The sequence below is a fragment of the Enterobacter kobei genome, assembly GCF_001729765.1.
Classification (GTDB): Bacteria; Pseudomonadota; Gammaproteobacteria; order Enterobacterales; family Enterobacteriaceae; genus Enterobacter; species Enterobacter kobei.
On record NZ_CP017181.1, the window covers coordinates 2,329,476 to 2,351,962 of the forward strand.

The 22,487-nt window shown below is 56.2% G+C and carries 24 protein-coding genes; 16 read left to right on the forward strand and 8 right to left on the reverse strand.

What is annotated here, in order from left to right:
- The first annotated feature begins 131 nt into the window (after positions 1-131).
- Entirely contained in the window at positions 132-1,004 is an 873-nt protein-coding gene (locus BFV64_RS11270) for a helix-turn-helix transcriptional regulator (RefSeq protein ID WP_069602085.1), read from the forward strand.
- On the opposite strand, the gene BFV64_RS11275 is transcribed toward BFV64_RS11270, so the two are convergent.
- Positions 894-2,150, reverse strand: coding sequence for a benzoate/H(+) symporter BenE family transporter (locus tag BFV64_RS11275; protein WP_069602086.1), 1,257 nt, complete (start codon positions 2,148-2,150; stop codon positions 894-896). The two genes, BFV64_RS11270 and BFV64_RS11275, sit on opposite strands and share 111 nt — an antisense overlap.
- A gap of 92 nt (positions 2,151-2,242) precedes the next feature.
- On the opposite strand from BFV64_RS11275, the gene BFV64_RS11280 reads away from it, so the two are divergent.
- Both BFV64_RS11280 and BFV64_RS11285 read left to right on the forward strand, forming a co-directional pair.
- Positions 2,243-2,770: a helix-turn-helix domain-containing protein gene (locus BFV64_RS11280; RefSeq protein WP_069602087.1), complete on the forward strand. Its 528-nt coding sequence runs from the start codon at positions 2,243-2,245 to the stop codon at positions 2,768-2,770.
- A gap of 80 nt (positions 2,771-2,850) precedes the next feature.
- Positions 2,851-4,815, forward strand: coding sequence for a peptidase U32 family protein (locus BFV64_RS11285; RefSeq protein WP_063434405.1), 1,965 nt, complete (start codon positions 2,851-2,853; stop codon positions 4,813-4,815).
- Here BFV64_RS11285 and BFV64_RS11290 read toward each other — a convergent pair whose 3' ends face one another.
- Positions 4,816-5,046 carry a DUF2554 family protein gene (locus BFV64_RS11290; protein ID WP_014883811.1) on the reverse strand — a complete coding sequence of 77 codons (231 nt, stop codon included), beginning with the start codon at positions 5,044-5,046 and terminating at the stop codon, positions 4,816-4,818.
- Positions 5,047-5,289: 243 nt separating this feature from the next.
- Between BFV64_RS11290 and BFV64_RS11295 the strand changes: the two genes are divergently transcribed.
- Positions 5,290-5,652 carry a hypothetical protein gene (locus tag BFV64_RS11295; protein WP_063434404.1) on the forward strand — a complete coding sequence of 121 codons (363 nt, stop codon included), beginning with the start codon at positions 5,290-5,292 and terminating at the stop codon, positions 5,650-5,652.
- Positions 5,653-5,880: 228 nt separating this feature from the next.
- On the opposite strand, the gene ftrA is transcribed toward BFV64_RS11295, so the two are convergent.
- Positions 5,881-6,888, reverse strand: coding sequence for a transcriptional regulator FtrA (gene ftrA / locus BFV64_RS11300; RefSeq protein ID WP_063434403.1), 1,008 nt, complete (start codon positions 6,886-6,888; stop codon positions 5,881-5,883).
- 73 nt (positions 6,889-6,961) lie between these two features.
- Between ftrA and BFV64_RS11305 the strand changes: the two genes are divergently transcribed.
- The 8 genes from BFV64_RS11305 to zinT all read left to right on the forward strand — a co-directional run bounded on the left by BFV64_RS11305 (position 6,962) and on the right by zinT (position 14,981).
- Complete coding sequence (locus BFV64_RS11305; RefSeq protein WP_063434402.1) at positions 6,962-7,375, forward strand: rhodanese-like domain-containing protein; 414 nt, start codon at positions 6,962-6,964, stop codon at positions 7,373-7,375.
- Between the two features lie 156 nt (positions 7,376-7,531).
- Positions 7,532-8,635, forward strand: coding sequence for a cobalamin-independent methionine synthase II family protein (locus tag BFV64_RS11310; protein WP_069602088.1), 1,104 nt, complete (start codon positions 7,532-7,534; stop codon positions 8,633-8,635).
- A 203-nt stretch (positions 8,636-8,838) separates the two neighbouring features.
- Positions 8,839-10,110, forward strand: coding sequence for an urea ABC transporter substrate-binding protein (gene urtA / locus BFV64_RS11315; RefSeq protein ID WP_048996996.1), 1,272 nt, complete (start codon positions 8,839-8,841; stop codon positions 10,108-10,110).
- A 24-nt stretch (positions 10,111-10,134) separates the two neighbouring features.
- Positions 10,135-11,709 (forward strand): urea ABC transporter permease subunit UrtB, encoded by a 1,575-nt coding sequence (urtB, locus tag BFV64_RS11320; protein WP_047344234.1) that lies wholly within the window; start codon positions 10,135-10,137, stop codon positions 11,707-11,709.
- Positions 11,709-12,782 carry an urea ABC transporter permease subunit UrtC gene (urtC, locus tag BFV64_RS11325; RefSeq protein WP_023330406.1) on the forward strand — a complete coding sequence of 358 codons (1,074 nt, stop codon included), beginning with the start codon at positions 11,709-11,711 and terminating at the stop codon, positions 12,780-12,782. Before urtB ends, urtC begins: the two co-directional genes overlap by 1 nt.
- The gene (gene urtD, locus BFV64_RS11330) at positions 12,782-13,579 is read left to right on the forward strand and encodes an urea ABC transporter ATP-binding protein UrtD (protein WP_023330407.1); all 798 of its coding nucleotides are present in this window, start codon (positions 12,782-12,784) and stop codon (positions 13,577-13,579) included. Before urtC ends, urtD begins: the two co-directional genes overlap by 1 nt.
- A gap of 9 nt (positions 13,580-13,588) precedes the next feature.
- Entirely contained in the window at positions 13,589-14,287 is a 699-nt protein-coding gene (gene urtE, locus BFV64_RS11335) for an urea ABC transporter ATP-binding subunit UrtE (protein WP_014883820.1), read from the forward strand.
- Positions 14,288-14,339: 52 nt separating this feature from the next.
- Entirely contained in the window at positions 14,340-14,981 is a 642-nt protein-coding gene (gene zinT, locus BFV64_RS11340) for a metal-binding protein ZinT (RefSeq protein ID WP_023330409.1), read from the forward strand.
- Positions 14,982-15,028: 47 nt separating this feature from the next.
- On the opposite strand, the gene ydeE is transcribed toward zinT, so the two are convergent.
- Positions 15,029-16,222 carry an efflux MFS transporter YdeE gene (gene ydeE / locus BFV64_RS11345; RefSeq protein WP_014883822.1) on the reverse strand — a complete coding sequence of 398 codons (1,194 nt, stop codon included), beginning with the start codon at positions 16,220-16,222 and terminating at the stop codon, positions 15,029-15,031.
- A gap of 194 nt (positions 16,223-16,416) precedes the next feature.
- Here ydeE and eamA point away from each other — a divergent pair, with 194 nt between their 5' ends.
- The gene (eamA, locus tag BFV64_RS11350) at positions 16,417-17,316 is read left to right on the forward strand and encodes an O-acetylserine/cysteine exporter (protein ID WP_014883823.1); all 900 of its coding nucleotides are present in this window, start codon (positions 16,417-16,419) and stop codon (positions 17,314-17,316) included.
- A gap of 38 nt (positions 17,317-17,354) precedes the next feature.
- Here eamA and marB read toward each other — a convergent pair whose 3' ends face one another.
- The 3 genes from marB to marR are packed head-to-tail and all read right to left on the reverse strand — an operon-like array spanning position 17,355 to position 18,441.
- Complete coding sequence (gene marB / locus BFV64_RS11355) at positions 17,355-17,573, reverse strand: multiple antibiotic resistance protein MarB (protein ID WP_014883824.1); 219 nt, start codon at positions 17,571-17,573, stop codon at positions 17,355-17,357.
- A 33-nt stretch (positions 17,574-17,606) separates the two neighbouring features.
- Positions 17,607-17,987, reverse strand: a complete 381-nt coding sequence (gene marA / locus BFV64_RS11360) for an MDR efflux pump AcrAB transcriptional activator MarA (protein WP_008502237.1) — start codon at positions 17,985-17,987, stop codon at positions 17,607-17,609.
- A 19-nt stretch (positions 17,988-18,006) separates the two neighbouring features.
- Positions 18,007-18,441 (reverse strand): multiple antibiotic resistance transcriptional regulator MarR, encoded by a 435-nt coding sequence (marR, locus tag BFV64_RS11365; RefSeq protein WP_014883825.1) that lies wholly within the window; start codon positions 18,439-18,441, stop codon positions 18,007-18,009.
- Between the two features lie 256 nt (positions 18,442-18,697).
- Between marR and BFV64_RS11370 the strand changes: the two genes are divergently transcribed.
- On the forward strand, positions 18,698-19,363 hold the full coding sequence (locus tag BFV64_RS11370; protein WP_069602089.1) for a MarC family NAAT transporter: 666 nt from the start codon (positions 18,698-18,700) through the stop codon (positions 19,361-19,363).
- Between the two features lie 94 nt (positions 19,364-19,457).
- On the opposite strand, the gene BFV64_RS11375 is transcribed toward BFV64_RS11370, so the two are convergent.
- The gene (locus tag BFV64_RS11375) at positions 19,458-20,654 is read right to left on the reverse strand and encodes a sugar transporter (protein WP_014883827.1); all 1,197 of its coding nucleotides are present in this window, start codon (positions 20,652-20,654) and stop codon (positions 19,458-19,460) included.
- A gap of 177 nt (positions 20,655-20,831) precedes the next feature.
- Between BFV64_RS11375 and BFV64_RS11380 the strand changes: the two genes are divergently transcribed.
- On the forward strand, positions 20,832-21,620 hold the full coding sequence (locus BFV64_RS11380) for a PhzF family phenazine biosynthesis protein (protein ID WP_023337288.1): 789 nt from the start codon (positions 20,832-20,834) through the stop codon (positions 21,618-21,620).
- A gap of 27 nt (positions 21,621-21,647) precedes the next feature.
- Positions 21,648-22,439: a PhzF family phenazine biosynthesis protein gene (locus tag BFV64_RS11385; RefSeq protein ID WP_023330414.1), complete on the forward strand. Its 792-nt coding sequence runs from the start codon at positions 21,648-21,650 to the stop codon at positions 22,437-22,439.
- Positions 22,440-22,487 lie beyond the last annotated feature (48 nt).

Consider the following 22,487-nt stretch of genomic DNA (forward strand, 5'->3'; position numbering starts at 1 on the left):
GAAATGCGCCGTGGGCTTTCACCGGCTTGCGGCAGACTTGCAAAATCTTGCGCTTTTTTCTCTCCGGGGGACTGGCAACGGGGAACAACAATTCTTAGACTGACAGTTCGATCACTCACGCGCTAACGGTTATGTCTCACGCTTACGATACCTTTGAAACGCTTAGTCAGCAGAATGCCGTCCTGCGGGAGACGGTCTCGCTGAACTCGGGTATTCAACTGGCGGCGTGGTACAACAAGCACGATACGATAACGGTTAAAAGCAATCATCACACCCTGAGCCTGTACGTGGCCGACGGTTATGAGAGCTATCAAAAAACGCCGGGAGGCTGGAAGAACGGCGGGGGACCGGACCGTTTCTGCCTGATGCCGAAAGAGAGTGAATCGACGTGGGATATCCGTGATGACCTGTCGTTTGTCCATCTCTACTGCACCGATGAACACCTGCGCGACGTGGGCGAAAAAATCTGGGATAAGCGGCCGCTGTCGCTGACGCTGGACGAACGCATTTTTGGCAGTGACCCGAAGATCAACGCGCTGTATCGCCAGTTTTTACTTGGCTGCGACTGGCAGCAGCAGGCCAATCAGCTCACCCTGAGTACAGCATCCACGTTGCTGATGACCCATCTGCTGCAAAACTACTCCAACGTTCAGTGGAAGCTGCCGGTCGTCACCGGCGGGTTATCGCCTTTCGTTCTGCGCAACGTGCTGGCCTTCATAGAAGAGCATCTTGGCCAACCGTTAACCCTGGCCGAGCTGGCGGCGCAGGCAGCCCTCAGCGAATACCATTTTGCCCGCATGTTCCGCCAGTCGACGGGGCTGGCACCGCATCAGTACGTGATGCAGCGACGCATGGAAAAAGCAAAAAACCTGGTGCAGCATAGCGCAATGCCACTAACGGACATCGCGCTGGCCTGCGGATTTAACTCCGCCAGCCACTTCAGTAACCGTTTCCGCAGCGTGATGGGTATGACGCCGTCCCAGCTGCGCGCGGCGAGCGCGTGAAAACAGGGCATAGCATATCCCGCCCAGCACCAGCCCCCAGAATGCCGAACAGATGCCCAGAAGGGTGACGCCGCTCGCGGTCATCAGAAACGTGACGATGGCTGCGTCACGTTCGGCTTCATGATTCAGGGCCTGAAATAAACTCCCGCTGAGGGTTCCAAGCAACGCCAGCCCCGCCAGGGTCTGGATCCAGCTCAGCGGCAGTGCAGCCATGATCCCGGTAATAGACCCGCCGAAAACTCCAGCCAGCAGATAAAACCCACCGGCTGCAATGGCCGCCAGCCAGCGTTTAGTCGTATCCGGGTGGGCATCAGCGCTTTGACAGATGGCGGCGGTAATGGCCGCGATGCAGATGGAGAAGACGCCAAAGGGGGAAAGCAGCAGGGCCAGGCCACCGGTAACGATGATGAGCGGTGAGACCGCCAGCGAGTAGCCGGAGGCTTTCATCGTGGCGAAGCCCGGCGCATTCTGCGAGGCCATGGTCACCAGGAAGAAGGGCAAACCGATACTCACCAGGCTGGTAAAAGTAAAGTCGGGGGCAATAAACTCAGGCATCACAACGGAGAGGCTGACTTTATCGGTGGCAACGTCACCACTTATCCATGCCACGAGACCACCTGCCAGCAGCGTAACCACGATGGCATAGCGTGGCGCCAGCGCTTTTGCCAGCAGCCACGCGGCAATCATGCTGCCGCACAGCAGAAAGTGGCCGTCAAGATGTGCAAACGCGTGCAGGCCAAACTGCAGAAGCACGCCTGCCAGCATGGCGGCCGCGAGCGAATGGGGGATCAGCGTCATCAGACGAGCGAAAAGCCCCGTTATACCGCAGAGTAAAATAAGCGCGTTAGCGAAGATAAACACACCGATGGTTTCAGACAGCGTCACCCCCTGCAGGCTGGTGGCGAGCAGGGCGGCTCCGGGGGTTGACCAGGCCGTTAGTACCGGCGCTTTAAACCACCAGGAGAGCGCCAGCGTGCTGACCCCCATCCCAATCCCCAGCGCGGTCATCCAGCCCGCGATTTGCTGCGCGCTGGCACCTGCCGCGGCGGCGGCTTGCCAGATAATGGCGGCCGAACTGGCATAACCCACCAGGACGGCGACAAATCCAGCCAGTGTGACTGGAATAAGATGAGAGGAAGGGCGCATGGCAACTCCGTTGTGCGTTATAACGTCCGTGTTACGGTAGCACTGTGCGTTATAGCGTACAAGTGGTATGATCATCGGCACCAGGAGGGAACATGGACATCACACAACATCTTGCAGCAACACTGAAAACACTGCGTCAGGCCCGCGGCTGGAGCCTGTCAAAGCTGGCGGACGAGGCCGGCGTGTCGAAAGCGATGCTCGGCCAAATTGAGCGCAATGAATCCAGCCCGACGGTATCGACCCTGTGGAAAATCGCCACCGGGCTGAACGTTCCGTTTTCCGCGTTCATCACGCCAGAGGCAGACAGGCAGGCTGTGTTTGATCCCCAGCAGCAGGCGATGGTCGTCAAACCGCTCTTTCCGTGGGATGAGACCCTGAGGTTCGATCATTTCTCTATTACGCTGGCGGCGGGTGCCCTGAGCGAATCCACGCCACATAAGGCGGGCGTGATTGAACATGTGGTGGTCATTAGCGGAGAACTGGAGATGAAAATCGACGGCGAATGGCAGACGGTTTATGCCGACTCGGGCGTCCGTTTTGCCGGTGATAAACCGCATGCCTACCGCAACAGCAGCGACCGGCCGGTGCATTTTCACTCTCTGATCCATTATCCCCGCTGAGGCTACGCAAAACTGTTTCGCTGTCTTAGACTTCTGACTACAATAGCCGCCATTTTGACCATAACGGATAACGACGAAGTATGCGCCTGCAATCCCATCATCTTGAACTTTTAAGCCCGGCCCGTGACGCCGCCATTGCCCGCGAAGCGATCCTTCACGGCGCGGACGCCGTCTACATTGGCGGCCCTGGCTTTGGTGCCCGCCATAACGCCAGCAACAGCCTGCGCGATATTGCCGACCTGGTGCCGTTCGCCCACCGTTTCGGGGCGAAAGTGTTCGTGACCCTGAACACCATTCTTCATGATGATGAGCTGGAGCCTGCGCAACGACTGATCGCCGATCTCTATCAGACCGGCGTCGATGCCCTGATTGTTCAGGACATGGGGGTTCTGGAGCTGGATATTCCGCCGATTGAACTGCACGCCAGTACCCAGTGTGATATCCGCACGGTGGAGAAGGCGAAGTTCCTCTCCGACGTCGGCTTTTCGCAGATCGTTCTGGCCCGTGAGCTGAACCTGAATCAGATCCGTGATATCCATCAGGCGACAGACGCGACGATCGAGTTCTTTATCCACGGCGCGCTGTGCGTGGCCTATTCCGGTCAGTGCAACATTTCCCACGCCCAGACGGGCCGTAGCGCCAACCGTGGCGACTGTTCGCAGGCCTGCCGTCTGCCGTATACCCTGAAAGACGATCAGGGCCGCGTAGTGGCGTTCGAAAAACACCTCCTCTCCATGAAGGATAACGATCAGACCGCCAACCTGGGCGCGCTGATTGATGCGGGCGTCCGTTCCTTCAAGATTGAAGGGCGTTATAAAGACATGAGCTACGTGAAGAATATCACCGCGCACTACCGTCAGATGCTGGACGCCATCATCGAAGACCGCGGCGATCTGGCGCGCGCGTCGGCAGGTCGTACCGAGCATTTCTTTATTCCGTCGACGGACAAAACCTTCCACCGCGGCAGCACGGACTATTTCGTGAACGCCCGTAAAGGCGATATCGGCGCGTTCGACTCACCGAAGTTCATCGGTTTACCGGTCGGTGAAGTGCTGAAGGTGGCGAAAGATCATCTTGATGTTGAAGTGACGGAGCCGCTGGCGAATGGCGATGGCCTGAACGTGATGATTAAGCGTGAAGTGGTGGGCTTCAGGGCTAATACGGTCGAAAAAACCGGTGAAAATCGCTATCGCATATGGCCGAATGAAATGCCTGCCGATCTCTACAAGGCGCGTCCGAACGCGCCACTTAACCGTAACCTCGATCATAACTGGCAGCAGGCGCTGCTGAAAACCTCCAGCGAGCGTCGTATTGCGGTGGATATCGAGCTTGGCGGCTGGGAAGAACAGCTGATTCTGACCATGACCTGTGAAGACGGTATCAGCGTGACGCATACGTTGGATGGCCTGTTCGAGGTGGCAAACAACGCGGAAAAAGCGCTTAACAGCCTGAAGGATGGCGTGGCGAAGCTGGGGCAGACGATTTACTACGCGCGCGCTATCGAGGTTAACCTGCCGGACGCGCTGTTTGTGCCGAACAGCCTGCTTAACCAGTTCCGCCGTGAAACGGCAGAGCTGCTGGATGAAGCGCGTCTGGCCCAGTATCCACGCGGTAGCCGTAAAGCGGAAGTTGTTCCGGCCCCGGTATACCCGGACACGCATTTATCTTTCCTGGCGAACGTCTACAACCATAAGGCGCGTGAATTCTATCATCGCCACGGTGTGCAGCTGATCGACGCGGCCTATGAAGCGCATGAAGAGAAGGGCGACGTGCCGGTGATGATCACCAAGCACTGTCTCCGCTTCGCCTTCAATCTGTGCCCGAAACAGGCAAAAGGCAATATTAAGAGCTGGAAAGCGACGCCCATGCAGCTGGTCAACGGTGATGAAGTCCTTACCCTGAAGTTTGACTGCCGTCCCTGCGAAATGCATGTTATTGGCAAGATGAAAAACCATATTTTCAAAATGCCGCAGCCGGGCAGCATTGTCGCTTCCGTCAGTCCTGACGATCTGATGAAAACCCTGCCAAAACGTAAGGGGAGCTAACTACCTTACGTGCGTCTCCGGTTTGCGCGATTTCTGCCACAGGTGGTGTTCGCGCAAACCCTCCGCTGACTCTTCCGCTGCGCTGCGTAATTCATCGCTGTCGGCCTCGTGCCGCAGCTGATGCCCCACATTCTTTACCCATACATATTCATGCCCTTTGTGCCCGGCCATAAGCTGCCCTGAAAACAGCGCACAAATAAGCATGACGAGAGATAACCCTTTTTTAATCATGGTTTCACCGCTGAGTGACGTTGCGGGGATAATCATGGCGATTATTTCTTAGTGTTATTATTCAATAATTCAAAGTACGGCAAAGAAAATGTCAAAGAGTGTTGGCTCAGAATTGTTTTTAAGAAATATCCTAAATGCGCCTAAAGCACTGTCAACTACCACTTCTGGACCATAAACAGGCGTTTGAATTAGGGATAATCCTATATAATAGGGATTCTCTGGCTAAGGAATGAGTCTTAATAAATGAAAAAAATAATCGTGTTTGCGCTCCTCGTGGCTGCCGTGGGTGCTACGGCAGGGGTTCGCTATATCGGGAATGACGAACCAGAATATATTCAGTCCGCAGAAACTCGTGTTGGTTCATATTTAACCAGCGATTACGGGCGTGTAGCCTGCAATAGCAAAAAAGTAGACGATCAACGCTGGGAATTAGATTGCCTGCATCAGGCAAGAGGAAAAGTATTCCAGTTTGCGGTGTATCCTTCTGAAAAAGCCCCCTATGGTGTTTCGCGTTCGTTTTATCTCGAAGCGATTAATGATGAAGCAAAACAGAGCGCCGAACAGGGTCTGATGCGTTATTTGCAAATCAACACGAAGGCGAGTTAATAGAGCTGTTTAGCTTTCGTTAAGTTAATCAGTGTTAGTTTGTAAGGGATCCGCAGCCCGACCATGGAGCGTCGGGGACGTAGAGACCAAAATACAAATCTATCCATGCAAGCATTTACCGCCAGATAATGGCGGTTTTTTTTTGCCATTTCGCGTATGCGCCCCTCATCCCAGCCCTCTCCCTCAGGGAGAGGGGCGTCTGTGTCGGTATTATGTTGTGGGGATCCCTCAGCGGGCAGGACCTGGACGCGAAAATTGCTTGCGGTACTGGGCCGGCGAAAGGGCAAATTGCTGACGAAAGTGATGGCGCAACGTCGCCGCCTGTCCAAAACCGGTCTGTTCAGCGATGCTGTCGATGCTCAACCGACTGCTTTCCAGGTAATCTTTTGCTCTCAACAGACGCTCATTGATCAGCCAGCGCGACGGTGTCGTTCCCGTTGCCGCCTCGAAGCGACGAAGGAAGGTACGCTGGCTCATGCCCACCCGACGCGCCAGCGAGTCGACGCTGTGCGGTTCAACGAGATGGTTGTGCAGGAAATCAAACAGCTGTCCCAGACGCTGGCTCTCCCGTAGCTGTGCCACCGGGCGGCTCAGCTGTTGCGGCTGCGAACCATCCCGGTGGGGAGGAATAACCAGCCGACGCGCCACGCTGTTGGCGATTTCCATGCCATAATCCCGGCGGACGACGTGCAGACAGAGATCGATGCCCGCCGCGCTACCAGCAGAAGTCAGAATATCCCCCTCGTCCTGATAGAGTACGTCTTCAACCACGTCGATGTCAGGGTAGCGGGCTTTAAGCGCCTCAATGTAGCGCCAGTGGGTTGTGGCTTTGCGCCCGTTCAACAGTCCCGTTGCGGCCAGCACAAACACACCCGAGCAGATGGACAGCAGCTGGCATCCACGAGCGCTGGCCTCACTCAATGCGTCGCACAGGGCCCTGGGAACCGGCGCGTCCAGCCCCCGCCAGCCGGGAACCACGATCAGATCCGCAGACTCAAGCAGGCTCAAATCACCATCAGTCACCATGCGGATCCCGCCCGTCGCCCGCAATTCTCCGCTATCCACACCTGCCACAGCAAAGCGATACCAGGCGTCGCCCAGCTCAGGACGTGGCAGGCCAAAAATCTCAACCGCCACGCCAAACTCAAAGGTACAGAGGCCGTCATACGCCAGCACCACCACCTGAGGGCGGGAAACCTGTCTTAAGTTTGTCATCTTTTTGCTGTTTTCTGGCATAAGCAAGCGCATTCATGGGCTGAATTTGTGGATAGAGTAGTGTTAACACAAACGCCAAAGATGAGGAAGGATCATGAGCTATGTTACTGAATTTCCGGCTGCCGAGCCGCAGGAAGCCGTTACCCATTTTCTGCGTCGCCTGAGTGTCGAAACCGACTGTGCCGATGTGCATCATGCCATCGCCAGTCATCAGCAGGACTTCGTGCTGCTGCATGTGGTAGGGAGTGCGGAACAATTCGCCCGTCGTCATGTCCCCGGCGCACTGCACATGCCGTGGAGCCAGATTACTGCTGAACGCATGGCCCGGTGGCCGGACGGCACGCTGTTTGTCGTTTACTGCGCGGGGCCGCACTGTAACGGCGCGGACAGGGCTGCGCTGAAGCTGGCGCGACTCGGGTTGCCGGTCAAAATCATGCTGGGCGGGATCACTGGCTGGGAAGATGAACGCTACGCGTTTGCCAGTCAGGGATCCGTTTCCGCCCTGTGAAGATGAATTTTTTTCAACACCCGTGAAATTTTCTCGTTTGCCGGAGCCGGTGAGGTATGACATCTTTTTTGGACATTTAGACATCCAGAAGTCTAAAGATTCAAATAATGAATTATCACTGCCGGCAATTATTACCGTCAGACAGAGGAGATTTCCATGCAACGACAGCACGCCCCATACCGCGCCGATGTAGTAGGCAGTTTTTTACGTCCGGATGCCATTAAACAGGCCCGCCTGAAGTTCGCCAGCGGTGAGATAGATGCCGCACAGCTTCGCGCGGTGGAGGACGATGCCATTCGCCACGTCGTCGAGCAGCAGTGTGCGTGCGGTCTGCATGTGGTGACCGACGGTGAATTTCGCCGTGCCTGGTGGCACTTCGATTTCTTCGATGGCCTGCAGGGGGTTGAGCGTTACGATTCGCAGCAGGGTATTCAGTTCAACGGGGTACAGACCAAAGCCCACGGCGTGCGCGTCACCGGCAAGCTGGGCTTTGGCGATCATCCGATGCTGGACGATTTCCGCTATCTGAAAAGCATCAGCGGTAATGCGCAGCCGAAGATGACCATTCCCAGCCCAAGCGTGCTTCATTTCCGCGGCGGCCGCAAAGATATCGACGCGACGGTTTACCCGGACCTGAACGTCTATTTTGACGATCTGGCGACCACCTGGCGCGACGCTATCCGGGCCTTCTATGATGCAGGCTGCCTTTACCTGCAACTTGACGACACCGTCTGGGCTTACCTCTGTTCGGACGATCAGCGTCGTCAGATCCGCGAGCGCGGCGATGATGCCGATGAGCTGGCGCAGATCTACGCCCGCGTGCTGAACAAGGCGCTGGAAGGTAAACCGGACGATCTGACCATCGGGCTGCATGTCTGCCGCGGCAACTTCCGTTCAACCTGGATTTCGGAAGGGGGATACGAGCCGGTTGCGGAAGTGCTGTTCGGTACGGTGAACGTAGATGCCTTCTTCCTGGAATATGATAACGACCGCAGCGGTGATTTTGCGCCACTGCGCTTTATTCGCCCGGGCAAGCAGCAGGTGGTGCTGGGTCTGATAACCACCAAAAACGGAGAGCTGGAGAACCCGGAAGGGGTTAAAGCCCGTCTGGAAGAGGCGGCAAAATACGTGGCCAAAGAGCAGATCTGCCTCAGCCCGCAGTGCGGCTTTGCCTCGACCGAAGAGGGTAACAGCCTGAGTGAAACTCAGCAGTGGGACAAAGTCCGTCTGGTGACACAGATCGCCAGTGAAGTCTGGTAAAAACACCGCCCTAGCGCTGCATTATAAAAGTGCAGCGCTGTGCCATTCTGAGTCGTTCTCTTTACATCCCGCGTTCAATCTCCCGCCATAGCGCAATGTTCATTCTGGCATCCTTTTTGCTCCTGCTTCGCTGACACATTTTTTTTCCGCGTCCATGCCGTAACGGACGTTTTTGCACAGCGTTCTTTTTCAGGAGTGAAAATATGCAGCGTCGTACCTTATTAAAAGCCTTTGCGTTATCCGCGTCCGTCGTGGCGATGGGAATGAGTTTTGGTGTGCAGGCGGCCGATACCATCAAAGTGGGGATCATGCATTCTTTGTCCGGCACGATGGCCATCTCCGAAACCCCGCTGAAAGATGTCGCGCTGATGACCATTGACGAGATCAACGCCAAAGGGGGCGTACTGGGGAAAAAACTGGAGCCGGTAGTGGTGGATCCCGCTTCAAACTGGCCGCTGTTTGCCGAGAAAGCGCGTCAGCTGCTGAGCCAGGATAAAGTCGCGGTGGTGTTTGGCTGCTGGACCTCCGTTTCGCGTAAATCGGTGCTGCCTGTCTTTGAGGAACTGAACGGCCTGCTGTTCTATCCGGTGCAGTATGAGGGTGAAGAAATGTCACCCAACGTCTTTTATACCGGTGCCGCACCGAACCAGCAGGCCATCCCGGCGGTGGAATACCTGATGAGCGAAGACGGCGGCGCGGCGAAACGCTTCTTCCTCTTGGGCACCGACTACGTCTACCCGCGCACCACCAACAAGATCCTGCGCGCGTTCCTGCATTCGAAAGGCGTTGAGGATAAGGACATCGAAGAGGTTTACACCCCATTTGGTCATAGCGACTACCAGACGATTGTCGCCAACATCAAGAAATTCTCCGCAGGCGGCAAAACTGCCGTGGTCTCGACCATCAATGGCGATTCCAACGTGCCGTTCTATAAAGAGCTGGCAAACCAGGGGCTGAAAGCAACCGACGTGCCGGTAGTGGCGTTCTCCGTCGGTGAGGAAGAGCTGCGCGGTATCGACACCAAACCGCTGGTGGGTAACCTGGCGGCGTGGAACTATTTTGAGTCCGTGGACAACCCCACTAACCAGGCCTTCGTGGCGGATTACAAAGCCTATGCGAAAGCACACAAACTGCCGAATGCCGACACTGTCGTCACCAACGACCCAATGGAAGCCACTTACGTAGGGATCCATATGTGGGCGCAGGCGGTGGAAAAAGCGGGCACGACCGACGCAGATAAAGTGCGTGCCGCAATGGCCGGCCAATCGTTTAAAGCGCCTTCCGGCTTTACGCTCACCATGGATGCCACCAACCATCATCTGCATAAGCCGGTCATGATCGGTGAAATTGAAGGCAACGGCCAGTTCAACGTGGTGTGGCAGACGGAACAGCCGGTCCGCGCACAACCGTGGAGTCCGTTCATCGCCGGGAATGACAAAAAGCCCGACCAGCCGATGAAAACCGCCAGCAACTAAGCCATCACCTCAGGGAGACAAGCCATGAACGTCATGCGCACGATCGTCGCTCTTATATGGCTTACCGGACTGCTGCCAGGGATGGCGCAGGCATCGGATGCCGATCGTTTCGTTGCTGCCAGCCGCACCCAGCAGGCGGAATTACTGACGCAGTGGGCCGCCGCGCCGGATGCCGCCAGGCTGCCGCTGCTTCAGGCGTTACAAAAGGAAAACCTGTATACCGACAGCCAAAAGCACGCTTTTGCGCAGCGTAATGGCGGAATGGTTCCCCTCGGTGAAGCAAAGGCGACTGAAGGGCAGACCAAAGCGGTACGGCTGACGAACCGACTGCGCGTACTTGCTGCCACGGCTATCGCTACGCATCAGCTGGTCAGTGACAGTGTCACGGAAAGGCGGGCGGCGGCCCGTCAACTGCAGCGAGATGCGCAACCTGCGATGCTCGCTTTTCTGGAAAATCGGGTAAACCGTGAAACGGATGCGGTAGCGCGTCAGACGCTGCTGCTGGCGGTGGCGAATCTCCAGCTGGCAAGCCCGCAGGCGGAGGTGCGTCGCCACGCTGCTGAACTGTTAGGCCAGTCCGACGATCCGGACGTGGTGTCCCGACTCACCCCGTATACCCAGGCGCAGACCGAGCCGGACGCCGGCGTTCGCGCCGCTGCCGAAGAGAGCCTTAACCAGATAACGCACCGCCTGATGTGGGGCGATCTGCTGGGTCAGGCGTTTATGGGGCTTTCCCTCGGTTCGGTGCTGCTGCTGGCTGCGCTGGGGCTGGCTATCACCTACGGCCTGCTGGGCGTCATCAATATGGCGCACGGTGAAATGCTGATGCTGGGCGCGTATGCCACCTGGATGGTGCAGCAGGCCATGACCAGCCTCGCGCCACAGTGGCTGGCGCTCTATCCGGTTATCGCCTTACCGGTCGCGTTCTGCCTGACGGCGGCAATCGGAATGGTGCTGGAGCGCACCGTGATCCGTCATCTGTACGGTCGTCCGTTGGAAACGCTGCTGGCAACGTGGGGCATCAGCCTGATGCTTATCCAGCTGGTGCGCATGACGTTTGGCGCCCAGAACCTGGAGGTGGCGAACCCGGCATGGCTTTCCGGCGGGGTACAGGTTTTCGCCAACCTGACGCTGCCGTGGAACCGTATTGTGGTGCTGGGTTTTGTGCTGCTGGTACTGTTCTTTACCTGGCTGATTCTGAATAAAACCCGTCTGGGGCTCAACGTGCGCGCGGTGACGCAAAACCGCAGCATGGCTGCCTGCTGTGGGGTGCCGACAGGGCGTGTCGATATGCTCGCATTCGGGCTGGGCTCCGGCATTGCCGGGTTAGGCGGCGTGGCATTATCCCAGTTGGGTAACGTCGGACCGGAGCTGGGCCAGGGATACATCATCGACTCGTTCCTGGTGGTGGTGCTCGGTGGCGTGGGCCAGCTTGCAGGGAGCGTGGCCGCGGCCTTTGGTCTGGGCATTTTCAATAAAATCCTTGAACCACAGATGGGCGCGGTGCTGGGCAAGATCGTGATTCTGGTGGCGATCGTGCTGTTTATTCAGAAGCGTCCTCAGGGGTTATTTGCGCTGAAAGGGAGGGTTATTGACTGATGAGCCAGCCGCTTACCTTAACGCTGGCGCGCAAAGCGCCACGCACAACGCAGATCGCAGGCAGCCTGCTGGTGGCGTGTCTGCTGATATTACCGTTTTTCGCCTTACTGCCTGCAACGCATCCGCTGGCGTTATCGACCTGGATGCTGACGCTGACGGGTAAGATCCTCTGCTATGCCATCGTTGCGGTGGCGCTCGATCTGGTGTGGGGCTATGCCGGTATGCTGTCTCTTGGGCACGGTATCTTTTTCGCACTCGGCGGTTATGCGATGGGCATGTATCTGATGCGCCAGGCGGCGGGTGACGGTCTGCCCGCGTTTATGTCATTTCTCTCCTGGAGTGAGCTGCCGTGGTTCTGGTGGGGCACCCAACACTTCGCCTGGGCGCTGGTGCTGATTGTCATGGTGCCGGGGCTGCTGGCGCTGGTGTTTGGTTGGTTTGCCTTCCGCTCGAAGATCAAAGGGGTCTATTTCTCGATTATGACCCAGGCGCTGACCTATGCCGGGATGTTGCTGTTCTTTCGCAACGAGACCGGTTTTGGCGGCAATAACGGTTTCACCGGCTTTACCACGCTGCTCGGATTTTCGGTGACGGAAACCTCCACGCGTATTGCACTGTTTCTGGCGACCGTACTGTTGCTGCTCCTGGCGTTGGGGACGGGATTTGCGCTGGCAAAAAGCAAATTTGGCCGAATCCTGACCGCCGTTCGTGACGCAGAAAACCGTCTGACGTTCTGTGGTTACGACCCGCGCGGGTTCAAACTGCTGGTCTGGACGCTCTCCGCGGTGCTGTGTGGCCTGGCGGGGGCGCTCTATGTTCCGCAGGTGGGCATTATCAACCCCGGTGAAATGTCACCGACGAACTCGATAGAAGCCGCCATTTGGGTGGCGCTGGGCGGGCGCGGCACGCTGGTGGGGCCGGTGATTGGCGCGGCGCTGGTGAACGGGGCGAAGAGCTTTTTCACCGTCGCCATGCCGGAGTACTGGCAGCTGTTCCTGGGGCTGATTTTTATCGCCGTCACGCTGTTCTTACCACGCGGTGTCTACGGTCTGTTTCGTAAGGGAGAGAAATAATGCAGCCAACGGAAGGATTATTTACCCGCCAGTTGCCCGGCGACCGCTACCGTGACCAGACGGATCCGGTGCTTCAGCTTGAGGCCATTAACGTCAATTTCGACGGTTTCCAGGCGCTGACCGATCTCTCGCTGAATATCGGCGTGGGCGAGTTGCGCTGCGTGATTGGCCCCAACGGAGCCGGTAAAACCACGTTGATGGATGTGATCACCGGCAAAACGCGACCAAAAAGCGGGAGGGCTATTTACGATCAATCGATCGACCTGACCGCGCTGGAGCCTGCGGCCATTGCCCGTCAGGGGATCGGGCGAAAGTTCCAGAAACCCACGGTCTTTGAGGCGCTGACGGTGTGGGAAAACCTTGAGATCGCCATGAAAACCGATAAATCCGTCTGGGCGAGCCTGCGGGCAAAACTCAACGGTGAGCAACGCGATCGCATCGATGAGATGCTGGTTTTACTGCGTCTTGGCAACGAACGCGATCGCCGCGCCGGGCTGCTGTCGCACGGGCAAAAGCAGTTTCTGGAGATAGGTATGCTGCTGGTCCAGGATCCGCATCTGTTGCTGCTGGACGAACCCGCCGCCGGGATGACCGACGCAGAGACGGAATACACCGCCGAGTTGTTCAAAACCCTGGCGGGTAAGCACTCCCTGATGGTGGTGGAGCACGACATGGGCTTTGTCGAAACCATTGCCGACCACGTGACGGTATTGCATCAGGGGCGCGTGCTGGCCGAAGGCTCGCTTCGCGAGGTGCAGGCCAACGAGCAGGTGATTGAGGTCTATCTGGGGCGCTAAGGAGAGAAGATGTTACAGGTTAACGAACTGAATCAGTATTACGGTGGAAGCCATATCCTGCGCGGCGTCAGTTTTGAGGCCGCCACCGGAGAAGTCACCTGCCTGCTGGGGCGCAACGGCGTCGGGAAAACGACGTTGCTGAAGTGTCTGATGGGGCTGATCCCGGCGAAAACCGGGGAGGTCATCTGGCAGGGTAAGACGATCACCCACAGCAAACCGCACCAGCGGGTCCAGTCTGGCGTGGCGTATGTCCCACAGGGACGCGAGATTTTTCCGCGCCTGACCGTGGAAGAAAATCTTCTGCTGGGGCTGTCGCGCTTTTCCGCCCGCGAGGCGAAGCAGGTACCGGAGGAGATCTGGCAGCTTTTCCCGGTGCTCAAAGAGATGAAGCACCGCCGCGGAGGCGATCTCTCCGGCGGACAACAGCAGCAACTGGCGATTGGCCGTGCGCTGGCAAGCCGCCCGCAGCTGCTGATTCTGGATGAACCGACGGAAGGCATTCAGCCTTCGGTGATAAAAGAGATTGGCCAGGTGATCCGCACGCTGGCGAACAGAGGCGATATGGCGATCCTGCTGGTCGAGCAGTTTTACGACTTTGCCGCCGAGCTGGCCGACAGCTATCTCCTGATGTCGCGCGGCACCATTATCCAGCGTGGACGGGGGGAAAACATGGCGCAGGAGGGCGTTCGCGGGCTGGTTGCGATTTGATATGTTATAATATAACATTCTCATTCTTATAAAACGGAATGAGGGGGTTATTTTGGCTGCACATTTTGGTAAATGGATCATGACTCTGGGGGCGCTGCTGGTCAGCGGCCAGCTGTTAGCGCACTCGCACGGTCATCAGATGACCGAAGCGGAGCAGAAAGCGGCGAACGGCGTGTTTGAGGATAAAGACGTGAAGGACAGAGCGCTGTCTGACTGGGACGGTACCTGGCAGTCCGTTTATCCTTTCCTGCTGGATGGATCGCTGGATCCGGTCTTCAAACAGAAAGCGCAGAAGGATAAAAGCAAAACCTTCGACGAGGTGAAAGCCTATTATCGTAAAGGCTATGCGACGGACGTGGATGCCATTGGCATTGAAAATAACGTGATGGAGTTCCACAAGGGCAAAGCGGTTAGCCGTTGCCATTATAATTACAGCGGCTACAAAATTCTGACCTATGCGTCAGGCAAAAAAGGCGTTCGCTATCTGTTTGAGTGTCAGGATGCCAGCAGCACGGCGCCGAAGTTTGTGCAGTTCAGCGACCATACCATCGGGCCGAAAGCGTCCTCGCACTTCCATATTTTTATGGGCAACACCTCCCACGAGGCGCTGCTGAAAGAGATGGATAACTGGCCGACCTATTATCCGAATGAGATGTACAAAGAGCAGGTGGTAGAAGAAATGTTGCACCACTGATGCTTTATTGCCGGGTGGCGGCTACGCCTTACCCGGCCTACAAGTTGCTACGCTACCTTGGGTGACTCGCACCACGCCTTCACGCTCATCCCACGCAAAATCATCAGCCACGCAATGACGATGGCGACCATCATAATCACAAACAGCGACCAGTGCGGAAGGTTGGTCAGGATAATCCCGGTGATCATCGGGTTTGCGGCCGCGCCCAGCCAGCCCAGCGCCTGTGCGGAGAAATAGCTTGCCTTCATCCCCGGCGGGGCGATGTTGTCGATCAGCATGTATTCACCCGGCGCATAAATAATCTCACCCAGCGTAAAGATCGCGGCAGCGATACCCCAGTAAATCAGATTCTCCCCGGAGAGCATAAAGCCACCCAGCCCCAGGATAAAAAACAGCGTCGCGGCGGTCATCAGGGGGCGAATATTGCTGGCGGAAATCTTGCGCCCAAGCGCGTATTGCAGCGTCACCACCACGGCGGCGTTAACGGGCAGCACCACGGCGACGACCTTCTGCGCGAAATCGCTGTCGGCGTGGGCGGCCAGAACATACTGCGAAATGCAGCTGGCGAACGATCCGCCCACGTACGACGCGAGCAGGCCGGAGAGGGTGAACCAGAACAGGGCGCGGTCTTTCAGCAACACCGACGGCTGCCAGGGCATTTTTTCCTCGGCGGTATCCAGCGCGACGCTTTTTTGCACAAAGAAATGGATAAACGCGAGCGGCAGCGCGGCGCAAAAAGCGGCCAGCCAGAAGGGCAGCTGTAAGCTGTACATCACCAGCAGGGTGCCGATGGGCGGGCCGACCGTCCAGCCAATGTTCAGGAAGCTATAGTTGAGCGAGAAAACACGCGCTTTTTGGCTTGAGGTGAGCACGTCGGAGAACCAGGCTTTCAGCACCGTCGAAAATACGGAGTAGGCGCAGTTGATCAGGGAAAAGAACAGCACCACCAGCGTGACGTTATCCACCAGCGGGATCGCGACAAATCCGGCAATAAACGCCACGATCGCAATCAGCATGTAGCGTTTTTTATCAAACTTATCCGCCAGAATGCCAAATCCCAGGCTGAACACCACGCCGATGGTCAGCGCAATCGTCAGGGCATAACCAATATTCTCGACGCTCATGTTGTAGACGCGCGTGAGATAAATGGTCATGAACGGCAGCGTCGCTCCCCGACCGATGGTTAACAACAATGACGATGCCAGCAGCGCTGCGGTTGAGCGCCTGAGAGATGGTTTCATATTTCTGCCCGACAGTTGCTTATGCTTTTATTAGAGGTGTGTTAACAGGATTACCATGACATAAGGGGCTTGTATAGCACCTGGTTTATCCGTAAGTGCTTCAGCTGCCTGCCAGAATTAATGATCTTCTCGCAGCGTCCTTTTTTCTGTTACCTTGAAGTGTTAACAAATTATTAATAATTCAGGGGCAGGGTATGACGCGTAAAGACGGACTGCTGGCGTTGCTGGTGGTCGTAGTATGGGGGCTCAATTTTGTCGTCATTAAGCTGGGATTGCACAATATGCCCCCGCTTATGCTGGCCGGTTTGCGTTTCATGTTAGTGGCGTTCCCGGCGATCTTTTTTGTTGCGCGTCCAAAAATCCCGTTCAAATTACTGCTGGGCTATGGCCTGACCATCAGCTTTGGCCAGTTCGCGTTTCTCTTCTGCGCCATCAAGTTTGGTATGCCTGCCGGTCTTGCCTCGCTGGTTTTGCAGGCGCAGGCGTTCTTTACCATCATTCTCGGTGCGTTCGTATTTGGCGAACGTTTGCAGGGCAAACAGCTGGCGGGGATTACGCTGGCGGTGTTTGGCGTACTGGTGCTGATTGAAGCCAGCCTGAATGGTCAGGATGTGGCGCTGCTGGGCTTTATGCTTACGCTGGCGGCGGGGCTGAGCTGGGCGTGCGGGAATATCTTCAACAAGCTGATTATGCAGCACGCGGCGCGGCCGCAGGTGATGTCGCTGGTGGTCTGGAGCGCGTTAATTCCGGTCATCCCGTTTCTGGCGGCGTCGTTTATTCTGGATGGCCCGGATGTGATGCTGAGAAGCCTGGTCGATATCGATTTGACCACGATCCTTTCTCTGATTTATCTGGCCTTTGTCGCCACGATTGTGGGCTATGGGATCTGGGGTTCGCTGCTGGGGCGTTATGAAACCTGGCGCGTGGCGCCCCTGTCTCTGCTGGTGCCGGTGGTTGGGCTCGCCAGTGCGGCGCTATTGCTGGATGAAACGCTGAGCGCGCTGCAGTTGCTGGGGGCAGTGCTGATTATGGCGGGGCTGTATATCAACGTGTTTGGCTTGCGGGTACGGCGGGCGGCGCGCGTCAGAGGCTAGAGCATAAAAAAGCCCCGCAGTGGCGGGGCAAAAACGAATCAGAAGCCGTGCTGATTATAATAAGGCACGCCTAATTCGTCGGATTTGTCGCTACCAGTCCCCATGTGGTTGAAATCATAGGGTGACTGGTCATGTGCTGACGGCAAAATCATCGTGCCACGATTATTTTGCTGCGTTGCACCTGGGGTTTGCTCCGCAAAGGTCTGGCTGGAAAACAGCACCAGCAAGGCGAGGGCGGCGGAGGCGATAACTTTCATGATTTCCTCGATTACGTCTTTTACAGGCGATGATTAACTACAATGTTTTAACGGATACAGGTATCGGGATTCTCCGGGTACGCTGGTGATTCGGTACTTATGAGGCGGCACGTCAAAATAGTTCTTAAACGTACGCGTCAGGGTTTGCTGTGATTCAAATCCGTAACGCTCTGCCAGATAAAGGATCGGCTCATTGCTTTCTTTCAGTTTCTGGGCAATTTCCGTCAGCTTGCGACTGCGAATATATTGACCTAGTGAATGGCCGGTCTCTTTTTTGAACATCCGTTGCAGGTGCCATTTGGAGTAACCTGAACGCTCTGACACTTTTTCAAGGGAGAGCGGCGATTCCAGGTTATCTTCGATCCAGTCCAAAATGCTATGAATGGTGATAGCGTCAGTATTGCGTCTGGACATCGTCATACCTCTTTTCTGTTTACGGCAGTATTTTCTTCAGCAAAAGCTCAAGGGTTGCCACTTCATCTGCCGTTAAGTTTTTTGTTAGTTCCTGATGCAGTGTTTGTCCTACTAATTGATGACATTGCTCGCACATGGCCGCGCCATCGCAGGTGAGCTTGACCAGCACGCCGCGTTTGTCATTCGGGTTAGGGCTTCGTTCTACCCATCCTTTGCAGACGAGACGATCCAGCATGCGGGTTAACGCACCCAGATCGACAGAGAGCACCTTTTTCAGCTCAACCGGCGTGATACACACTTCGCAGCGAATGGAACACAGCACTTTGAACTGTGTTGCGGTGATATCCAGCGGTGACAGATAGTCATTGAGCAGGCGATCTTTTTTCTGGTTAACCATATGAATAAGACGACCCAGCGGAACAACGTCGTTAAAGATATCACTGGTGCTTTTCACAATGGTTGCCCTGGCAAGTAGTTTAGTTACGGCAGATATTATTGCTCAGGCAAGTATAAGTCAACTGAATGAATCAGCCGATGCCACGAATTGCTAAAACGTTTCATGAACTTTTTTTGAACGCTTTCAAATCATATAGATAACTCAGGGTTATCCTTACTTACGGAAAATAATCGTTACGTTGCGCAGATGGCTTAACGTCACACTTTCCCCCTATACTTGCGGGGATGAATATGGATAAGGACGACGATGCATTATGTTGGATTTAATTAAAGCAGTGAGTCTTGGGCTGGTGGTGCTGCTGCCGTTGGCAAACCCGTTAACGACGGTGGCACTTTTCCTCGGGCTGGCAGGGAATATGAACAGCGTCGAGCGTAACCATCAGTCAATGATGGCTTCCGTCTATGTGTTTGCCATCATGATGGTGGCTTACTATGCGGGACAGGTGGTGATGAACACCTTCGGGATTTCCATCCCTGGCCTGCGCATCGCCGGGGGACTCATTGTCGCCTTTATCGGTTTCCGCATGCTGTTCCCGGCGCAGAAAGCGCATGAGTCGCCGGAGGCCAAAAGCAAATCCGAAGAGCTGGAAAGCGAACCGAGTGCAAATATTGCCTTTGTGCCGCTGGCTATGCCGAGCACGGCGGGGCCGGGTAGCATCGCGATGATCATCAGTTCCGCCTCTACGGTCCGTGATAGCGCCACCTTCCCGGACTGGGTCCTGACGGTTGCGCCACCGCTGATTTTTGCGATTATCGGGATCATTGTGTGGGGGTCACTGCGCAGTTCCGGTGCGATTATGCGCTGGGTAGGCAAGGGCGGTATCGAAGCTATTTCACGTCTGATGGGCTTCTTACTGGTCTGTATGGGCGTGCAGTTTATTATTAACGGCGTGCTGGAGATTATTAAAACTTACCACTGAGGTGATTGCCGGGTGGCGGTTTCGCCTTACCCGGCCTGGGTTATTACAGGCTTGTAGGCCGGGTAAGCGCAGCGCCACCCGGCACAAACAAACGTCACCCGTGCTGACTCTGTTCCTCCAGCGCCACCGGCCATTTGCGGAAGATGAGCACTGACCAGATAAGCGCGACCAGGGCTGGAATAGCGCCCAGATACCCAATCGCCGACATCGAGACATGAAGGCTAATCTGATTTCCCACCAGCGCGCCCGCGCCGATGCCCAGATTAAATATCCCCGAGAACAGTGACATGGCAACGTCCGTCGCGTCCGGTGCCAGCGCCAGCACTTTTACCTGCATGCCAAGGCCGATGATCATGATCGCCACGCCCCAGAACAGGCTCAGGATCGCCAGATGGTTTTCGCTGCCCGCGGCGGGCATCAGCAACAGCAGGCAGGCGAGCAGCAGGCCAATGGCGCCGCTCACAAGCAAGGAAGCATGCTGATTACCCAGCTTGCCAAACAGCACGCTGCCGATAATGCCCGCACCACCGAGGATGAGCAGTAACAGGGTGGCAAAATTGGCGCTAAACCCTGCCACCACCTGAACAAACGGTTCAATGTAGCTGTACGCCGTGTAATGCGCGGTCACCACGATTACGGTAAGCAGATAGATACTCAGCAGCGCAGGGCGACGCATCAACAGCGGCAGGCTTTTCAGCGAGCCAGAGTGTTCGCTCGGCAGCGCGGGCAGCAGCTTAATCAGACACACCAGCGTAACCAGTGCCCCCATGCCGATCGCGAAGAAGGTCGTACGCCAGCCGAAGTATTGCCCCACGATACGGCCAATCGGCAGACCCAGCACCATCGCCAGCGCGGTGCCGGTGGCAATCAGGCTCAGCGCCTGGGCGCGTTTACCCGCCGGGGCCAGGCGTATAGCCAGCGACGCGGTGATCGACCAGAACACCGCATGGGCGAATGCAATGCCAATCCTGCTCATGACCAGCACCGTAAAATTCCACGCCATAAACGACAGAACATGGCTGGCGATGAACAACACGAAGAGACCGATCAGCAGTTTGCGCCGCTCCATCTGGCTGGTCAGCAGCATAAACGGCAATGACATAAGCGCCACCACCCAGGCGTAGATGGTCAACATAATGCCCACCTGAGCCGTTTCCATCTGGAAACTGTCGGCAATGTCAGACAACAGCCCAACCGGAACAAACTCTGTGGTGTTGAAAATAAACGCGGCAATGGCCAGCGTGACCACGCGTAGCCACGCAACCCTGCGGGAAACTGTGTTCGTTGTCATAGGGATGTCGGAGATTCGTTGCTGGAAAGAAGAGGAGACGATCTTAAAACGTCAAACGGCGAAAACTCAACCATTATGTGACGCAGATCTCAATATTTACCTTGTGAAAGCGGTAGCCGGGGAGGGTGTTTTCATTGAATATAAAAGAACAACACAACAAAAACAGGCGGTAAGACAATGCAGGAGATTGATTTTTATCTGGTAGATGCGTTCAGCGATACTTCGTTTGGTGGCAATCCGGCGGCGGTTTGTCCGCTGAAAGAATGGTTACCCGATGAAACGCTACTGAAAATGGCGCAACAGCATAATCAATCGGAAACGGCCTTTTTCGTCTGCAGCAAAGGGGGCATTGAGCTACGCTGGTTTACAACGCTCACCGAAGTTAATCTCTGCGGGCATGCCACTTTGGCCGCCGCGTACGTCCTGTTTCATGAACTGGATTACCCCGACTCGCGGATCCACTTCGACACCGCATCTGGCCGCCTGACGGTCAGCCGGGAGGGAGAGTGGATGACGCTGGATTTCCCGGCGTGTCCGACACATAAAGAGACGCCACCGCCAGAGATGATCGCGGCGCTGGGTATCCGCCACTACGTTGACGCCCGTAAAGGGCGCGCGTGGGTGATCGTCCTGGAAAACCGCCAGCAGGTTGAAGCCCTTATGCCGAACCTGTCTGCGATGACACCGGGTGAGCACAAAGTTAGCGTGACGGCACCGGGCGAGGGGGAATATGACTTTGTCAGCCGCTTCTTCTCACCGGGCGTTTCCGTCCCGGAAGATCCGGTCACCGGGTCCGCGCACACGATGCTGATCCCCTACTGGAGTGAAACACTGGGCAAAACGACCCTGTTTGCCCGTCAGGTGTCGGCGCGGGGCGGTGACGTGCGTTGTGAACTGAGAGGGGAACGGGTGCTGATGAGCGGTCAGGCGTCGTGCTACCTGAAAGGCACGGTGTATCTGCGCTAAAAACTGATAACAAGAGAGGGAGAGACAATGCAGGAAATTGATTTTTATCTGGTGGATGCCTTCAGCGACAGGGCGTTTGGCGGTAATGCGGCGGCGGTTTGCCCGCTGGAGGAGTGGCTGCCCGATGAGACGCTGCTTAAAATGGCGCAGCAGCATAATCAGTCTGAGACCGCCTTTTTTGTGCGAACCGACGACGGGTTTGAACTGCGCTGGTTTACCACGCTGCACGAAATTAACCTGTGCGGACACGCGACCCTCGCGGCGTCACACGTGATTTTTGAATATCTGGATTATCCGCATACCGAAATTCACTTTACCACGCGCTTCGTGGGCGAGCTGACGGTCAAGCGCAGCGGCGACTGGCTGACGCTGAATTTCCCTGCGTGGCCGACGGAGGCCGTCGATAATCCCCCGGCAGCGTTGTTCAGCGCGCTGGGCATCACAAAGGCGAAAGAGGTACGCGCCGGACGAGACTATATCGTGGTGCTGGAGAGCCAGCAGCAGGTGGAGGCGCTCACGCCGGATATCGCGGCAATGGTTCCGCTGGGGAAAATGGTCTGCGTAACGGCGCCTGGAGAAGACTATGACTTCGTCAGCCGCTTTTTCTGCCCGGGCGAAGGGGTGCCGGAAGATCCGGTTACCGGATCCACGCACAGCATGTTGATCCCCTACTGGAGCGAAAAGCTGGGTAAAACGTCACTGAACGCACGTCAGGTGTCGTATCGTGGCGGCGATCTGCGCTGTGAACTGAAGGGCGATCGCGTGTTGATCGCCGGTCAGGCCACGTTGTATCTGAAAGGCCGTATCTTTTTGCGCTAGCCGGGCAGCGCGATAAGTTAATACTATGAAGCACCATGGCAGAGCTGC

Bases quoted from the DNA above. Each gene is read 5' to 3' on its own strand.
- BFV64_RS11270 (WP_069602085.1), top strand. From the start codon at position 132: ATGTCTCACGCTTACGATACCTTTGAAACGCTTAGTCAGCAGAATGCC.
- BFV64_RS11275 (WP_069602086.1), bottom strand. From the start codon at position 2,150: ATGCGCCCTTCCTCTCATCTTATTCCAGTCACACTGGCTGGATTTGTC.
- BFV64_RS11280 (WP_069602087.1), top strand. From the start codon at position 2,243: ATGGACATCACACAACATCTTGCAGCAACACTGAAAACACTGCGTCAG.
- BFV64_RS11285 (WP_063434405.1), top strand. From the start codon at position 2,851: ATGCGCCTGCAATCCCATCATCTTGAACTTTTAAGCCCGGCCCGTGAC.
- BFV64_RS11290 (WP_014883811.1), bottom strand. From the start codon at position 5,046: ATGATTAAAAAAGGGTTATCTCTCGTCATGCTTATTTGTGCGCTGTTT.
- BFV64_RS11295 (WP_063434404.1), top strand. From the start codon at position 5,290: ATGAAAAAAATAATCGTGTTTGCGCTCCTCGTGGCTGCCGTGGGTGCT.
- ftrA (WP_063434403.1), bottom strand. From the start codon at position 6,888: ATGCCAGAAAACAGCAAAAAGATGACAAACTTAAGACAGGTTTCCCGC.
- BFV64_RS11305 (WP_063434402.1), top strand. From the start codon at position 6,962: ATGAGCTATGTTACTGAATTTCCGGCTGCCGAGCCGCAGGAAGCCGTT.
- BFV64_RS11310 (WP_069602088.1), top strand. From the start codon at position 7,532: ATGCAACGACAGCACGCCCCATACCGCGCCGATGTAGTAGGCAGTTTT.
- urtA (WP_048996996.1), top strand. From the start codon at position 8,839: ATGCAGCGTCGTACCTTATTAAAAGCCTTTGCGTTATCCGCGTCCGTC.
- urtB (WP_047344234.1), top strand. From the start codon at position 10,135: ATGAACGTCATGCGCACGATCGTCGCTCTTATATGGCTTACCGGACTG.
- urtC (WP_023330406.1), top strand. From the start codon at position 11,709: ATGAGCCAGCCGCTTACCTTAACGCTGGCGCGCAAAGCGCCACGCACA.
- urtD (WP_023330407.1), top strand. From the start codon at position 12,782: ATGCAGCCAACGGAAGGATTATTTACCCGCCAGTTGCCCGGCGACCGC.
- urtE (WP_014883820.1), top strand. From the start codon at position 13,589: ATGTTACAGGTTAACGAACTGAATCAGTATTACGGTGGAAGCCATATC.
- ydeE (WP_014883822.1), bottom strand. From the start codon at position 16,222: ATGAAACCATCTCTCAGGCGCTCAACCGCAGCGCTGCTGGCATCGTCA.
- eamA (WP_014883823.1), top strand. From the start codon at position 16,417: ATGACGCGTAAAGACGGACTGCTGGCGTTGCTGGTGGTCGTAGTATGG.
- marB (WP_014883824.1), bottom strand. From the start codon at position 17,573: ATGAAAGTTATCGCCTCCGCCGCCCTCGCCTTGCTGGTGCTGTTTTCC.
- marA (WP_008502237.1), bottom strand. From the start codon at position 17,987: ATGTCCAGACGCAATACTGACGCTATCACCATTCATAGCATTTTGGAC.
- BFV64_RS11370 (WP_069602089.1), top strand. From the start codon at position 18,698: ATGTTGGATTTAATTAAAGCAGTGAGTCTTGGGCTGGTGGTGCTGCTG.
- BFV64_RS11375 (WP_014883827.1), bottom strand. From the start codon at position 20,654: ATGACAACGAACACAGTTTCCCGCAGGGTTGCGTGGCTACGCGTGGTC.
- BFV64_RS11380 (WP_023337288.1), top strand. From the start codon at position 20,832: ATGCAGGAGATTGATTTTTATCTGGTAGATGCGTTCAGCGATACTTCG.
- BFV64_RS11385 (WP_023330414.1), top strand. From the start codon at position 21,648: ATGCAGGAAATTGATTTTTATCTGGTGGATGCCTTCAGCGACAGGGCG.